At 57.6% G+C, this 13883-nt stretch carries 18 protein-coding genes; 11 read left to right on the forward strand and 7 right to left on the reverse strand.

The features are described 5' to 3' along the window. Positions 1-221: 221 nt before the first annotated feature. From BLO97_RS28330 to BLO97_RS28360, 7 genes are all read right to left on the reverse strand, one after another. Entirely contained in the window at positions 222-584 is a 363-nt protein-coding gene (locus tag BLO97_RS28330) for a Mor transcription activator family protein (protein ID WP_092349344.1), read from the reverse strand. A gap of 31 nt (positions 585-615) precedes the next feature. Continuing rightward, positions 616-936 carry a hypothetical protein gene (locus tag BLO97_RS28335; RefSeq protein ID WP_092349469.1) on the reverse strand — a complete coding sequence of 107 codons (321 nt, stop codon included), beginning with the start codon at positions 934-936 and terminating at the stop codon, positions 616-618. 1 nt (position 937) lies between these two features. After that, entirely contained in the window at positions 938-2119 is a 1182-nt protein-coding gene (locus BLO97_RS28340) for an ExeA family protein (RefSeq protein ID WP_092349347.1), read from the reverse strand. Beyond that, on the reverse strand, positions 2119-3873 hold the full coding sequence (locus BLO97_RS28345) for a DDE-type integrase/transposase/recombinase (protein ID WP_092349350.1): 1755 nt from the start codon (positions 3871-3873) through the stop codon (positions 2119-2121). Before BLO97_RS28345 ends, BLO97_RS28340 begins: the two co-directional genes overlap by 1 nt. 3 nt (positions 3874-3876) lie before the next feature. After that, a complete protein-coding gene (locus BLO97_RS28350; RefSeq protein ID WP_092349353.1) occupies positions 3877-4803 on the reverse strand; it encodes a hypothetical protein in 927 nt (308 codons plus the stop codon). Positions 4804-4812: 9 nt separating this feature from the next. Next, positions 4813-5115: a helix-turn-helix domain-containing protein gene (locus tag BLO97_RS28355; RefSeq protein ID WP_092201036.1), complete on the reverse strand. Its 303-nt coding sequence runs from the start codon at positions 5113-5115 to the stop codon at positions 4813-4815. Positions 5116-5332: 217 nt separating this feature from the next. Next, positions 5333-5569 carry a DNA-binding protein gene (locus tag BLO97_RS28360; protein WP_025214346.1) on the reverse strand — a complete coding sequence of 79 codons (237 nt, stop codon included), beginning with the start codon at positions 5567-5569 and terminating at the stop codon, positions 5333-5335. 121 nt (positions 5570-5690) lie between these two features. Here BLO97_RS28360 and BLO97_RS28365 point away from each other — a divergent pair, with 121 nt between their 5' ends. The 11 genes from BLO97_RS28365 (at position 5691) to BLO97_RS28410 (ending at position 13883) form a co-directional block, all read left to right on the forward strand. Next, positions 5691-6110, forward strand: coding sequence for a helix-turn-helix domain-containing protein (locus BLO97_RS28365; protein ID WP_092349356.1), 420 nt, complete (start codon positions 5691-5693; stop codon positions 6108-6110). A gap of 16 nt (positions 6111-6126) precedes the next feature. After that, the gene (locus tag BLO97_RS28370) at positions 6127-6612 is read left to right on the forward strand and encodes a hypothetical protein (protein ID WP_092349359.1); all 486 of its coding nucleotides are present in this window, start codon (positions 6127-6129) and stop codon (positions 6610-6612) included. Positions 6613-6681: 69 nt separating this feature from the next. Beyond that, entirely contained in the window at positions 6682-7257 is a 576-nt protein-coding gene (locus BLO97_RS28375; RefSeq protein ID WP_092349362.1) for a protein kinase family protein, read from the forward strand. A gap of 181 nt (positions 7258-7438) precedes the next feature. Continuing rightward, complete coding sequence (locus BLO97_RS31445; protein ID WP_139197740.1) at positions 7439-8674, forward strand: hypothetical protein; 1236 nt, start codon at positions 7439-7441, stop codon at positions 8672-8674. Between the two features lie 347 nt (positions 8675-9021). Beyond that, the gene (locus tag BLO97_RS28380; RefSeq protein WP_092349365.1) at positions 9022-9522 is read left to right on the forward strand and encodes a structural protein; all 501 of its coding nucleotides are present in this window, start codon (positions 9022-9024) and stop codon (positions 9520-9522) included. Continuing rightward, positions 9519-9737 carry a DUF7940 domain-containing protein gene (locus BLO97_RS28385; protein WP_092349368.1) on the forward strand — a complete coding sequence of 73 codons (219 nt, stop codon included), beginning with the start codon at positions 9519-9521 and terminating at the stop codon, positions 9735-9737. The genes BLO97_RS28380 and BLO97_RS28385 overlap by 4 nt, the downstream gene beginning before the upstream one ends. Positions 9738-9753: 16 nt before the next feature. Further along, positions 9754-10059 carry a DUF2730 domain-containing protein gene (locus tag BLO97_RS28390; RefSeq protein WP_092349371.1) on the forward strand — a complete coding sequence of 102 codons (306 nt, stop codon included), beginning with the start codon at positions 9754-9756 and terminating at the stop codon, positions 10057-10059. Beyond that, entirely contained in the window at positions 10056-10349 is a 294-nt protein-coding gene (locus BLO97_RS28395) for a VpaChn25_0724 family phage protein (RefSeq protein WP_025214338.1), read from the forward strand. Before BLO97_RS28390 ends, BLO97_RS28395 begins: the two co-directional genes overlap by 4 nt. A gap of 2 nt (positions 10350-10351) precedes the next feature. Next, positions 10352-10903 carry a phage protein Gp27 family protein gene (locus tag BLO97_RS28400; protein ID WP_092349374.1) on the forward strand — a complete coding sequence of 184 codons (552 nt, stop codon included), beginning with the start codon at positions 10352-10354 and terminating at the stop codon, positions 10901-10903. Further along, the gene (locus tag BLO97_RS28405; RefSeq protein WP_092349377.1) at positions 10900-12504 is read left to right on the forward strand and encodes a terminase large subunit domain-containing protein; all 1605 of its coding nucleotides are present in this window, start codon (positions 10900-10902) and stop codon (positions 12502-12504) included. The genes BLO97_RS28400 and BLO97_RS28405 overlap by 4 nt, the downstream gene beginning before the upstream one ends. Then, the gene (locus BLO97_RS28410; RefSeq protein ID WP_092349380.1) at positions 12501-13883 is read left to right on the forward strand and encodes a DUF935 domain-containing protein; all 1383 of its coding nucleotides are present in this window, start codon (positions 12501-12503) and stop codon (positions 13881-13883) included. The genes BLO97_RS28405 and BLO97_RS28410 overlap by 4 nt, the downstream gene beginning before the upstream one ends.

The following is a 13883-nucleotide window of genomic DNA, read 5'->3' on the forward strand; positions in this document are numbered from 1 at the left end:
CCTCGTCAACTGAACGAATCAGCTCTAGCCGGTGATATCGGGCCCGTCCCAGGGAGGGCAGGGACGGGAGGCTGTTCTGGTAAACGAGCGCTTGGTGTTCAGGGTTGAGATAAATCCTACCGCATAAGCGAGATAAATCCGGTCTATTCCGGGATAGGCTGGCACAAATTGGGACAGCCTATGCAATACCGTTGCAGCCAGCGCAACAAAAAACACCCCGCTCAGTCATCGACTGGCGGGGCGAACATATCGGCCTGGCGACGCGCTATCTCGTCTTTTCGAACCGCCTTAACAATCTTATAGATCCACTGAAGCGATACCCCCCACTTGCGTGCCAGGTCGCTTTGATTGGTGCCGTTGAATTCCTCGTAGATCTGCCGATCCCGCCGGCTCAGCTTGCCCGCCAGCCCCATTGGGAAATAGACGTTCTGCCCACCCCAATGCGCCGCCATGCGATCGGTGACCTCCTTGGCCACATGGCGGGCAGCCTCATCATCCATCGACACCAACTCACGTAGCGCGCCCGCAATGTGTTCAGTCAGATCAACCAGCAGTTCCGGCCCCTTGCTTCGGAAGTCATTCATACAGCCTTCACCGCAGCATCAAGGGCCAGGCTCATTGATCCTGCTCCTTCACTGGCGTAAACCAAGCCACATCAACACCTCGAACGGTCACGGTGTTGCAGGTCAATGGCCCCGCAGGCGAATAGCGAATCCCTCGCAGCTGAGAACCAAAGCGGCACATAAACCGCTCAAGGCTGCTCAGTTCAATAAAAATCTTATTGTCCAAAAGCACCAGAAGCATGATCGAAACCCCAGCATCACGAATGTCACGCGTTAACTCATTGAACGCGGATAACTGCGCCGGAAACGCCTCAGTCAATATGCTCAACGGTTGTACCGGTGTCGCTATCGCTGCCAAATTCAGAGAATCCATCTCAAACCCCCTTAACGACATCGGCAGTCACCTTCGGCACACCCAGTTGAACAGCCAAATTCATCGCCGCGATCATCAGATTGCCAATCGCCAACGGATAAAGCAGAGAAACGGTCCCATCCCGCCCACCATGGCGAGTCGGCTGAGACAGCCGTGCCGCAATCGCCTCAATGGCACCCTGATCGATGACGTCCCCAAGCACCTTGCCCACTCGATCAAATCGAAACGTCAAAAACTCCTCCAGACGCGAATGCTCAACCGGCGTCAACGTGACCCGTTCACAACGCTGCACCACCTCACGCACATCCGCATTACGCTCGCTTAGCTTCACCCCAAGCTCGGGCTGACCGATCATGATGACACTCACCAACTTAGTGAACCCGACCTCCAACTCCAAAATGCGCTTAAGGTGTTTCAGCGTCGGCACCGGCAAACTGTGCGCTTCCTCAATCACCAGACAATGGCGATACCCGGCGGCATGCGACTCCTTCAACGCCTTATGCAACTGAGCGAAGCGCGCCTCGGGACTGCTCTTGGGCTTAGACAGGGGCGCGACAGCCGCCATCATCGACTCGGCAATGTGCGTGCTCTTCAGCGACTTGCCCTTAACGTCGTTATCCTCGGACGCCAACACATACGGCTCAATGACCATCACCGGATCATTGTTCTCGGCAATGCGGTTCACCAGGTCTCGGCGGAGCGTACTTTTGCCGGCCCCCGATTCCCCCTCAACCGCCAGAAACCCACCATGCCGCGCCGTTTGATACATCGCCTCGCGCACATAACGAATATCCGGGCTCACCCACATATCCTGAGCACACTGCAGCTCATCAAACGGATCTCGAAACAGACCAAACGCCTTACGAGTAGCTGGCTGTAGCGTTTGTTTAGGCAGTAACATCAATTCGTCCTCCCCGGACGGCTCTTTCACAAGGGCCGGACCTGCCGTGTTGGCGCACGGCGGGTCCACTTCATCAAAAGCATTAGCAATAGCGGCGTCATTGGCACCGGACTCCGTCAAGAATCCCCGAATGCGCCCCCGCAAAACCTCACCATCCAGACTGCGCGGCCAAAGGCCGTGGTTCAGCAACTGCGCAACCGTAGCGCTGCTCAAACTCAGCGACTGAGCCAACGCCGCCTGAGGTCGCCCCATCTCCTGCAAAATCCTTTTCAGCTTCAACATCACTCACCTCCAACGGTGTGGCGCATGACTTCAACAGGCCGTTTCAACTCAGCCTCAACCGCCTCAATCTGCTCTTGAGGAACACCTTCTGGAAAACGCCTCAGCAACCACCCAAACGTCTCAGCCGACCAAAGATTGCCCAACCGCGGACGCAGAAGCTTCGCCGCCTCAACATGACTCAGCGGGGCAATCTCAACAGAGGGAACATTGACGTTCAGACTCGTACCGCGCCGTGGCAGATAAGCCGGCAGCACCGTGTCATTCACATGTTTATGCGGATCAATCAGCCCACCAAACGGCACGGCCTTCGTCTTACGCACGGCCTGTGCATCGGCCTGATTACTCGTGCCGGTCGCAATTTGCTCCAACACCTTGCGCGACACCTGAGCCGGCGTTTCGGCATGACGCTTGTACGCTTCGCCGATAGTCGCCGCAGTCTCGCTAAAGCCAAACGCATTCACCCCAATGCGCTCAATCACGTGATACCGCTCACGCCCGTCATCGCCCACCAGTACCGCAATTGCCGAGTCCTTATCCCGCCAACAATTGCGAGTGATCAGCAGCTGTTCGCCCACCATCACCCCCGGCACCGAACTCACATCAAACTGCGAGCCCCGGAACGAAACCCGCAGCAAATTGCTCACCTTGCGGTTTTCCGGCGTGCTCACCGCCAACTCACGACACACCTCAACGCTGGGCGCCAGCCGCAACTGCTCCTGCTTAATCAACTGCCAAACACCGTACCGAGTGCGCCGCGTGCGGGTATGAATCGACGTTGCATTGAAGTACCGCATCCACTGGCCGGCCCAAGTATTGATCTGCTCCAGACTGCTAGCCGCTTGAAACTTCAAAGCACTTTCAAACTCACGCTCAACAATGTTGTGTGCCTGTTCAACCTGACCCTTGGCCCGTGCATTACCGACCCGATTGATAACCAAATCGATCGACAACACACGGCAAAGATTGCGAAAAATACCACTGGTCATCGCCGCCCCAGGGTCCGTCATCAGCACCCAGGGCACCCCATGAAATGGGTCTGAATCACTGCGTTTCTGCATTGCGTTAATCAGTACCGCACACAGGTTCTCCGCTGATTCCGCCCCCAGCACATACTCGACATACAGCGTGCCGCTCGTATGGTCCGTGATCACATACCGCCACAGACGCTGGCGTTCGATCTTCTTCAGATTCGCGGGCTTACCGTCATAGAACTCGGCCTTATTCATCACCCGAGCGCCGTCATCGGCCAGATAAAACTGCGTCGAGATCGACGCATCAATCTGCCAGACATGATTGGGGTGCTGACTCGCCAACGACACCGCCGGGGCGTCTTGCAGCAATTGCTCGGGGTGCAACTTATAAGCGCGCAACGCCCGGCTGATCGCACTGCGGCTCAACGGTCGAAACTCCCCCGTTTCCTCATCCACCCGGCCAGCCATCACCAAGTTATTACTGCGCAAGCGCTCAACGGCCCGCACAATCGTCGACAATTGCTTATTGTTGGCCCGGATCGACTCCAGCAAAACTGCCGAAATCAACCGTGCTTCCTCGAGTGGCAACGCGCTGCAACCCGCATCACTGCGCCGCTTTCGCGGCTTCGCCAAACGCACCGCCTTCAACTGGCGTTGCAGAGTAGAAATCGAAACCCCCAACGCTAGCGCCCCAGCTTCGTAAATAGCCGTACGCTCACCATGCACAGCCGCATCAGCGCGCTGTGCGACCTGCATCAACTGCTCAATGTGTACCGGATTCATCAATCAGGCCTCCGCAGGCGTCATCCAGGCCACGCCATCCGCCTGATCTGGCAAGTTGAACTCACTGCGAACCGCCCCCAGCGTGATCTCCAATTGCCGAATCAAACCGGCTTTAAAGACACGGTGATCCTCACCACCGACAGCCAACGCCTCCAGCTTCGCAAACCCCTCGCGCAACGGCCCTAACACACTGGCCTCTGCCTCATAAGCGATCGCCGCCACTTCCCCGCGCAAAGCCTTCGCCACCTCATCCGCAGACATCGCCTGGATTCGCTTACGGGATACCTCCAACTCCCGCCGAGCCTTATCCAACTCGCCGGTCTTCTTCGCCATCACCTCGCTCTGCGCGTTGTAATCGGCCTTCATCTCATCAAGGCGCCGGCCTAACAGATCCTTCTCCTGGGTGTGCTTGGCAATCATCTCCTCTGCAAGATCAACAAACGCCTCCTTGTCACCGGCTTTCGCCACCTCAATTAGCGCCGCCTGCTGGTCCTGCGGCAAACGCCGATACTGGCGCAGCTCGCGATACCCGATCCCCATACGCGACATCGAATCCAGCGCCTCCTCACCGAAGGCCCGCAGGTTCGCGATATCCCGATCCACCTGATCAACCGAACGCCCCAGCAGCCCGCAAAACTCCTCCCACGTACCGCTCAACACCTGCGCACCGTGCGGACTTTTGCGCCCGGCCAGCCCTCGATACAGCTTCTTCTCCTTCACAAATGCCAACTTCGAAGTCCGCACCGTGCGGGAAAACGCCTCAAACACACCGGCCATTTGTGCCTGCCCCAGCAACTGACTCACCGTGTCACGCTCTTCACTGTGCGAGGCGTGAAGCGCAGCCATCGCGTTCTGATCAGCCGTCAACATCACCCCATCCAAAACAGGCAGCGACAGCGCCTCCACGGGTATGCTCTTGCTCCGTGCCATACAACCTCCTTAAACGATCGACCCAGCGGCAATACGCTGATTGATTTCCTGCATACGCTCCGTCAAACGGGCCATGTGCTCGGCATGCGCCTGTGCGATCTGCAACACACCCACCGAGTGAGCAAAGCGGCCGTTATCCAGCTTCACCGCCAGACCTTCCTCAATCAGGGTTTGCATGGCCCGGGTGATATTGCAGGGACTGTCCTGCGTCAGCTGCGCCAACTCCGTATTACTCAAACCCGTCACCGTGTGCCCCTTCAACGCCTTCAGCGCACGCAAAACGCGTGCAGCAGCCGACACCGAACGATTCATAACCTCGCCTCCGGCTCAGACATTTCAGGTAAATTGACACCCTCAATACCGGTGGCATTGAGTGGCAATGGGTTCAGGCAAAAAGTGGAAACAACGAAAAAGGTGTGAATTGGTGGGTTTTTTGTAGGAAAACTCTTTTTTTGCCCTGCGCACCCACACGACGTAGGTTTTAAAACGGTAGATTCCGAATAGCCGATATGATTTTTCATCACGAGCCTCACGCCACAAAACGGTTGAGCTCAAGGGCCGTCGCCGGATCAGTACAAATTTCTCCGGCCTTAAGACCCAGTTTGATCGCAATCTCGTGGGCCTGACCCCGTACACATTTCTTGCGCCCACCCAACACCTCAAAAACGAGATTGGGTGAAAAACGATTGGCGATTGCCCATTGGGTAATCGAAACACCTTTGGCCTTGAGCTCCGCTCGGGCCTGATCTGCTGTACGTAGCGCCATGGGTTCACTCCGGGGGCTGCGGGCACCGCTGAGGTGCCGATTAAGTTGCCGTTCATGGTCGAACGGTGTGAATTCATGATGGAACCAATCGGTTCCCATTCAAAGGCTTTCTGGTAACCGAATGGTTTCTTTTTGTGAGCGACTGCGCGCAGAGCGGACACGACTTGGCCTCAACCAGACCGACTTCGCGGCACTGGCCGGCGTGACAAAAAAAACGCAAATGCTCTACGAAGCAGGCGAACGCGTGCCCGACGCTAACTACCTGGCCGCCATTGCCGAAGCCGGTGCCGACCTGAGCTTCATCGTCACCGGGCAAAAAAACACCGCCACGCCGTCCGCTGCCGCATGGGCGCCCATCGACAGCGAAAAACTTGGCCGAATTATCGAAATGCTAGAAGCGGCCGCCAAACAAGCCGGGCGGCGCTGGCCGGCCAAAAAGTTGGCCGAAACGGCCACCGAGATCTACAACGCGCTGGGTGACGATCAAGGATTTGATCAACCACGCGTTGAGCGAATATTGAAGTTGGTAGTAAATCGCTAAATAGCAAAGGAATTCTATGCGAAGAGACGACGAGGCCCTGGTAAGCAATCTGTCAGCCAGGCTATCTGAGGAAATCGAAAATCTCCCCAGGGACGGAAAAAATCGCGAACTCACCATCAAGATCAAGGGCAACCGGGGGCATATCAACCTCGGTCATCAAACCTTTGACATAAAGACTGCCAAAGCACCCCCGCCAGAAGGCGGTGATCGTGCTCGGGAATGCCCGCAGTGCCGCCACTGCACATGGCGCTACACACAGTTGTGCATGCACTGTCATTACAACCTGCACCGTCACGACGAAGTCGCTGAGCAGGAAAAAGATTGGGCGCACAAAAAGCGACACAATCTCCAAGTGTTGAAAGCAGGTGTCTGCTGCGTCGGCATTACCGGTCTCAGCTTTTTTGTCATGGACTATCCGCTTGAAACGCTAAAACCGTTGGCCTTAGGCCTGACAGGTGCTCTGGGATTCTTTGCACTCACAACCATGAGGTCACACAGATAAAGCACTGGCAGATAACCGCCAGCGTTAAACGGTCAGGGACGACCAAAGACACTTTAAAAGGAGGTTTCAATGACCGAGAGAAAACACTGCACCCCTTGGAAAGATCGGCCAGCCGCCGAGAAAATCACCCTGATAATCGGCTGGTGTGTTATCGCAAGTCTCATGGTGTACGGGTTCCTGCCGAACAAACCCGAACCGAGCGCCTCCTCACCAGGCGCCGCATCTGAAACACAACCGCCCACAGCACGATACAACGGCCCCAGCGCACAGGCACTGAGCAGTGCAACCCAATACCTGCTGCAACTGGACAGCGCGATGGCCGAAGGTATGCAGATACTCAAAGCCGGCCAGCTCCGTGAGCTGAATGCTCGCAGCCAACTATTCAAATCACTGCTTGAAGGTGGCTACGCGCAATTCGGTCGTTCCGTGTTTCAACCGCTGGGCAAGTGCACCTCGGCGGCGATCTTTGCTAATAGCTGGTGGCAGGCCCACGTGACTGCCATTCGCCAAGGAGGCGCTGAGACGATTCCTGGCTCGATTCAAAGTCACCTGGATGAATACAAGCTCAACCGAGCTGACTGCCTACAAAGCGCGGATCCCTCGGTCGAAACCTCTGCGCCAGAATCGACAAAACACGGCGGATAGACCGGCATACCTAGACACCGCTTTGGTACCGAGCCAATAAAAGCAAAAGGATAACGTCCAGTAAGTTGAGTTCGCCTCAATCGTGAAACGCTACAAAGCGGCTACGCTCATCAAATGATTAACCGGCGTTGAATTCAACGGTCATTTTATGGCTGATCAAAGGTGAGAGGATAACTGTGCCATGAAAGCTCTTAAATTAGTCGTGATTTTGCTATCGATAGATGCAGGCTATACCCTGGCGGATAGCTGTGATGCAATTTTAGATGAAAAATTAATGACTGCTTCGTCCATAGTGGATCAAAGTGAGGCAGAGTCGGCGGCGAAGTATGCCTTTTGTAACAAGTCATTCTCAGAGATTCAAAAATCCACCAGTGGGTCGATAGGCGGAAGTTTTAAATTCATTAGTGCGAATGCAAGTAAGGACGAGAGCTCTTTCAATAAATGGAAGCAATCGAATTGTGGTGACTCATCTAGTTCTTCTGCAACCGCAAAGTACAGATTCTCTGCGCAGAAGGCTCTAGGTGAGGGGGTAGTGGAAGCATGGCGAACCTGTATGCTTCAAAGGGATGGTCTCAGTTGTTTGGTCTCGCCTGGAAGCGATAATGAATCAGTTAATTTTATTTATTCTTGGAGACCCAAAGGGACAGGTAAAACCGAATTGCTTGGGTCGACGATTTATAATGGAAGCAGAATAAGCAGTGAGGATGAAAAAAACAAGGTTGCTAAGGATGCTTCAACTGTCTATCCAGGGAAGCAAAATATCATAATTATTCGAGATGATACTAAGAAAAAAACCATAGTCAGCATGAACACATTGTATAACGGAGACGTTACAGATGAATGCCATGTTGAGGTGCCGGCCCTAATATCCAAAGAGGAGAATGCTGCTCCGGCAATTAATGTGAAAACCATTAAAGGCCGTTGGTGTTACTCTTCTGCTAGCGGCGCCGCTAGCAGCGGGATGTCAGCTCCGCCTAGTGTCGAATTTATTCAGTCTGGTGATAACTGGCAGGTTTATTATTCACCTACTCAAGGGGCTAGAATCCCCGCTGGTGGAGTAGATAGAGTCGAAGTTGAGGACAGTGATGGCGAAGTGACGGTGACTGAGGTAAGCAAAGATATGATGTTGCCGCCGCCGAAAATCCCCTCACTCTATTTCAGAGGTCCATTTCCGGCGCCTCATGCTCCTGTAACCCCTTCTCAGGCTATCCCTGGGGTAATACCAGCACCTGGCACCGCGCCGCTTCCAGCCCCCTCAGGTTCATCCGAAGGGTTAATAATCACCACGGTGGTAAAGTACGACATGCCGAATAATAATACTTTGCAAGCAAGATCGGTAAGTGTTACTACCAATGTTACTGGAGATGAAAATTCCGGTAGTTTATATCCGCTTATAAGATACAGTCGGTGTGATTAGTAATGAATTATTTCGCGGGCCGTTATCAATGCTCCAGCCTACGACGGGAATGCCAAGTCGATCTGCAACTGGCTTTCATGCCACTGGTCAATCCCGGTTAACTTATTGGCCACTACATTATTGGAGATCGAAATGACCCAATCAAAGAAGAACTATTGAATCATCGCGGTGAGCCTAGCTACATCGGAGAGAGCATTGTGCTTGCAGGGAATCGACATGCCTGGGCACGGATCTCCCTCTCCCTAAACCCGATTAAAAGCCCCTCCAGCCCACGCCGCCCACCATAGCGGCGTGAGCATTTCTAGCGCCTCAAATCACAGGGGCGCCACGACTGGAGGCAACCCCCCATGCGACCCAAACACCCCCGCGGCATCCGCAACTACAACCCCGGCAACATCCGCCACACTCATCGCGTCCGCTGGCAAGGCATGGCCACCACCCAGACCGACAACCAATACGTCCAATTCATCAACCCACGCTGGGGCATCCGTGCCATCGCCCGCGTCCTCATCACCTACCAAGACAAACGCCGCGCCGCCGACGGCAGCCCCATCGACACCGTCCGCGAAATCATCGAACGCTGGGCGCCGCCCTCAGAAAACAACACCGATGCCTACATCATCAGCGTCGCGCGCGCTCTGGGCCTCGACCCCGATGCGGCCAGCGTCGATGTCTACGACTTCGACATCATGCGCGCTCTGGTCACCGTCATCATCCGCCACGAAAACGGCCCAGGCCCCTTGCCGGGCGGTCGCTGGTACGGCGACACCATCATTGCCGACGGCCTATCACTGGCCGGCATCGAGCGCGGTGTTTTCCACGGCCAACTCAAGGGGGCGCCCGTATGAGGCTCATCAGCGATTGGCGCCACGGCTACAAGCTCTACAGCCTCCAGATCGGCTTGGTCATCGTCCTGGCAGGGTTCGCCCAACTGGAACTATTGCCCCTCTGGCAGCCCCAGCTAACCCCCAAGGCCTACGCCACCCTCAACAGCGCACTGGCCGTCCTCCTGTTCGTCGCACGCCTGATCAAACAAGGGCCAGACCGACCACCACAGCGCTAAGCCCGCGGAGCGTTGAATGAACCTCAATGAACTCAACTTCGGCTTCCAGACCGTGCAATGGCTGGTCCTCACCGTACTGGCCCTCTACACCTGGATCACCAACCGCCACACCGCCAGCGCCCGAGAACTGCTTGAACTGCGCACCCGCATCGTCGCCCTCGAGGAACACGTCCGGCACCTGCCAGACCCATCAGCGGTCACCGACCTATTGGGCGACATGAAAGCCATCCGCGCCGAACTCACCGGCGTCAAAGACGCCCTCAGCCCCTTGGCCCGGTCCCTCGACCGCATCAACGACTACCTGCTGCGAGAAAAAACATGACCCCCTATGCCGACTACCTGCGCCACGACATGCGCCTGGTCATCTTGCGGCTGCTGGTTGAAATGCCCGGCTACCGCGCCAACAGCTCCGTCCTCAACACCGCCCTCGACAATTTTGGCCACACCGCCAGCCGCGACCAGGTCAAAACCGAACTGCAATGGCTCGCCGAACAGGGCGCCGTAACCCTCGCCGACATCGGCCCGGTACTGGTCGCCACCCTCACCGAACGCGGCCAAGACATCGCCGCCGGCCGCGCCCGCGTGCCCGGCATCAAACGCCCGGGGGCCTGACCATGGCTGGCAAATCCTCCATCAATCGCCTGCCACCCCTGGTCAAGGCCTACATACAAAAACTTCTGCGTGAAGATCGCTTAACCCTCGACGACATGCTCGCCGACATCCAAAAGCGCTTCCCCGACGAAAAAGCTCCCAGCCGCAGCGCCCTGGGCCGTTTCAAACTGGGCTTCGACGAACTCATCGACAAAGCCCGCCAACAGCGCGAAATGGCCGAAGCCTTCGTCGGCGCCTTCGGGGAAGACGCCTCAGACAAAACCGGCGCCTTACTGGTCGAAGCCATCTCGACCCTGACCTACCAGGCCGCCATGGGCGCCCACGAAAAAGACGACGTCACCGTCGCTGAAGTCTCCGCGCTGGCCCGCGCCGCCAAAGCCACCATGGAAGCCCGAACCCTCAGCGTCAAAGAACGCCAGGCCATCGAAAAAGCCACCCGCGAACGCCTGCTCCAAGAGCAAGCCGTCGAACTCGACGACGCCGTCAAAGCCCAAGGCATGACCGAAGACCAGGCCCAGTTCTGGCGGCAGAAATTCCTCGGCGTCAAACCATGAAACCCGTCTCCAACACATTGCGCGTCATCGAATGGGATGAACTGCCGCCCAGCGTCCGTCAGATCCCCGAGGGCTACGACCCGCTGGGCGAAGGCATCCTGATGGCCCACCAATCGCAATGGCTGGCCATCGGCACCCATATCAAACTCTGTGAAAAAGGCCGCCGTACCGGCATCACCTTCGCCGAAGCCCTGGACAGCGTCATCACCGCTGCCTCGCAAAAAATCGCCGGCGGCATGGACTGTTTTTACATCGGCGACACCAAAGAAAAGGGCCTGGAATTCATCGGCTACTGCGCCAAATTCAGCCGCGTCATCGCCGAAGCCCAAGCGTCGGGTGTCAGCCAAATCGAAGAATTCCTCTTCCAGGACCAAGATGAGGCCGGCAACACCCGCCACATCAACGCCTACCGCATCCGCTACGCCTCGGGCTTCAAAATCGTCGCGCTCTCCAGCAACCCGGCCGGCGTGCGCGGCCTACAAGGCAAAGTCATCATCGATGAAGCCGCGTTTCACCGCGACGTCGCGGCCGTGCTCGACGCCGCCACCGCACTGCTGATCTGGGGCGGACGCATCGTCATCATCAGCACCCACAACGGCAAAGCCAACGCCTTCAACCAAATGGTCAGCGACATCCGCGATCAGCGCTACGGCAGCAGTGCCCAGGTCTTCCGCGCCACCTTCGACGACGCCGTCGCCAACGGCCTGTTTGAACGGGTCTGCTTCATGGCCGGCAAGCCCGCCACGGCCCAAGATAAAGAGGCCTGGTACAAACAAATCCGCAACGCCTACGGCCCGCGCAAAGCGCAAATGCGCGAAGAACTCGACGCCATCCCCCGCGACGGCAACGGCGTTTGCATCCCCGGCGTCTGGATCGAAGACGCCATGCGCCCCGGTCGTACCGTCCTGCGCCTGGCCCTGGACGACGACTTCGCCCAACAGCCGGTCTACCGGCGCGAGGCCTACGTCAACGACTGGATCGAGCGCTACCTGGCGCCATTGCTACAGCCGCTCCCAGCCGAGCGGCGCCACTTCCTCGGCATGGACTACGCCCGGCACCGTGACTTCTCCATCATCTGCCCGATGTCCGTTGACCAGGCACGGCATCGCGACGTGCCGTTCGTAGTCGAAATGCACAAAGTGCCCACCCGGCAACAGCAGCAGATCCTGTTCTACATCCTGCGCCAGCTGCCGCGTTTCGTTGGCGCGGCCCTGGACGCCACCGGCAGCGGCGAAACCCTCGCCGAAGACACCGCCGACGCATTCGGCCACAACCGCATCCAACAAGTGAAAATCACCCGCAGCTGGTACGGCGCCTGGATGCCCAAATTCGTGCAACTGTTTGAAGACGCGACAATCACGCTGCCCAAAGACGACTCGCTGCACCAAGACATCCGCGCCATCGAAACCGTCGACGGCATCCCCATGATCGTCAAAGCCCGCAAACAAGACCTCAAAGACCCCGACCTCTACCGCCACGGCGACTTCGCCGGTGCCGGTGCGCTCGCCAACTTCGCCACGCTGGAAGTCGCCAGCGGCCCGGTCACCGTCAAATCACGCCGCCCGCGCCAGGGCCAGCGCCTCACCCAGGGGTACGCATGAACAACACAGGCCTATGGGTCAGCCCCACTGAATTCGTCCACTTTGCCGAGCCCCAACGCAGCCGCTCCCTCAACCGCCACATCGCCACCCGAGGCCGCGCCCAGGCCAGCGACTTCGGCAGCCATTTACCTAACCCAGACCCGATTCTCAAAGCCCAAGGCAAAGACATTGCGGTGTACCGCAACCTGCGCAGCTCAGCCCTCGTCGGAGGCAACATCCGCCGCCGCAAAGCCGCCGTGCTGTCGCTGGAACGAGGCCTGCAACCTGAAGACACCGCCAACAAAGTGGAACGCTTTATCACCGACTGGCTCACCGACCTCGACCTGGACCGCATCATCCGCGAACTGCTCGACGCACCGTTATTCGGCTACCAGCCCATCGAACTCCTATGGCGCCCCGTGGGCAGGCATTGGGTGCCACAAGACCTGCTCGGTAAACCGGCGGAATGGTTCTTCTACGACAAAAACAACGCGTTGCACTTTCGCGCCAAAGACGCCGGCCCAGACGGCGAGCCCTGCGACCCGCAACGCTTTGTCGTCGCCCGCCAAGACGCGACCTACGCCAACCCCTATGGTTTCCCGGACCTGAGCATGTGCTTCTGGCCGGCCACCTTCATGAAAGGCGGGCTCAAGTTCTGGGTACAGTTCACTGAAAAATACGGCAGCCCCTGGGTCATCGGTCAACACCCACGCGGCGCCACCGACGGCGAAACTGAACTTCTGCTCGACAGCCTCGAAGCCATGGTCCAAGACGCCGTCGCCGCCATCCCCGACGACGCCAGCGTGCAAATCATCGAAGCGGCCGGCAAAGCCGGTAGCGCCGACGTCTACCGCCAACTGCTGGAATACTGCCGCAGCGAAATCAACGTCGCCATGCTCGGGCAAAACCAGACCACCGAAAAAGACACCAACCACGCCAGCGCCACGGCCGGCGCCGAAGTCACCCAAGACATCCGCGACGGCGACGCCGCCATCGTCGCCAGCGCGCTCAACGCCTGCATTCGTCACGTCATCGACCTCAACTTCGGCCCCGACGTCGCCGCGCCGCGCTATGCCCTCTGGCAACAAGAAGAAATCGACAAATCCCTGGCCCAGCGCGACAAGGCCCTGACCGAGTCCGGCGTAAGGTTCACCAACGCCTATTGGCAGCGCACCTACAACCTGCAGGACGGTGACCTACAACAAGCACCGACCCGGGGCGACAAACCCGCATTCGCCGAAACCACCCAACACCGGGCGCCGGATCAAGCCGCCCTCGACCAAGCCATCAATAGCCTGCCGGCCGAGCCCTTAAACCAACTGACTGAAAACCTCGCCAACCTGATGTTCATGGCCGACACCTGGGGCCGCCTAAGCACCAGCGCAGACCGGGAAGACTGA

Origin of the sequence: Pseudomonas sp. NFACC05-1, assembly GCF_900100135.1 — a bacterium.
GTDB lineage: Bacteria > Pseudomonadota > Gammaproteobacteria > Pseudomonadales > Pseudomonadaceae > Aquipseudomonas > Aquipseudomonas fluorescens_Q.

Coding starts and splice junctions, on each gene's coding strand:
- BLO97_RS28335 (WP_092349469.1), bottom strand. CDS start 936: ATGGATTCTCTGAATTTGGCAGCGATAGCGACACCGGTACAACCGTTG.
- BLO97_RS28345 (WP_092349350.1), bottom strand. CDS start 3,873: ATGAATCCGGTACACATTGAGCAGTTGATGCAGGTCGCACAGCGCGCT.
- BLO97_RS28380 (WP_092349365.1), top strand. CDS start 9,022: ATGCGACCCAAACACCCCCGCGGCATCCGCAACTACAACCCCGGCAAC.
- BLO97_RS28350 (WP_092349353.1), bottom strand. CDS start 4,803: ATGGCACGGAGCAAGAGCATACCCGTGGAGGCGCTGTCGCTGCCTGTT.
- BLO97_RS28390 (WP_092349371.1), top strand. CDS start 9,754: ATGAACCTCAATGAACTCAACTTCGGCTTCCAGACCGTGCAATGGCTG.
- BLO97_RS28405 (WP_092349377.1), top strand. CDS start 10,900: ATGAAACCCGTCTCCAACACATTGCGCGTCATCGAATGGGATGAACTG.
- BLO97_RS28340 (WP_092349347.1), bottom strand. CDS start 2,119: ATGTTGAAGCTGAAAAGGATTTTGCAGGAGATGGGGCGACCTCAGGCG.
- BLO97_RS28375 (WP_092349362.1), top strand. CDS start 6,682: ATGACCGAGAGAAAACACTGCACCCCTTGGAAAGATCGGCCAGCCGCC.
- BLO97_RS28355 (WP_092201036.1), bottom strand. CDS start 5,115: ATGAATCGTTCGGTGTCGGCTGCTGCACGCGTTTTGCGTGCGCTGAAG.
- BLO97_RS28385 (WP_092349368.1), top strand. CDS start 9,519: ATGAGGCTCATCAGCGATTGGCGCCACGGCTACAAGCTCTACAGCCTC.
- BLO97_RS28400 (WP_092349374.1), top strand. CDS start 10,352: ATGGCTGGCAAATCCTCCATCAATCGCCTGCCACCCCTGGTCAAGGCC.
- BLO97_RS28330 (WP_092349344.1), bottom strand. CDS start 584: ATGAATGACTTCCGAAGCAAGGGGCCGGAACTGCTGGTTGATCTGACT.
- BLO97_RS28365 (WP_092349356.1), top strand. CDS start 5,691: ATGGTTTCTTTTTGTGAGCGACTGCGCGCAGAGCGGACACGACTTGGC.
- BLO97_RS28370 (WP_092349359.1), top strand. CDS start 6,127: ATGCGAAGAGACGACGAGGCCCTGGTAAGCAATCTGTCAGCCAGGCTA.
- BLO97_RS28410 (WP_092349380.1), top strand. CDS start 12,501: ATGAACAACACAGGCCTATGGGTCAGCCCCACTGAATTCGTCCACTTT.
- BLO97_RS28395 (WP_025214338.1), top strand. CDS start 10,056: ATGACCCCCTATGCCGACTACCTGCGCCACGACATGCGCCTGGTCATC.
- BLO97_RS28360 (WP_025214346.1), bottom strand. CDS start 5,569: ATGGCGCTACGTACAGCAGATCAGGCCCGAGCGGAGCTCAAGGCCAAA.
- BLO97_RS31445 (WP_139197740.1), top strand. CDS start 7,439: ATGAAAGCTCTTAAATTAGTCGTGATTTTGCTATCGATAGATGCAGGC.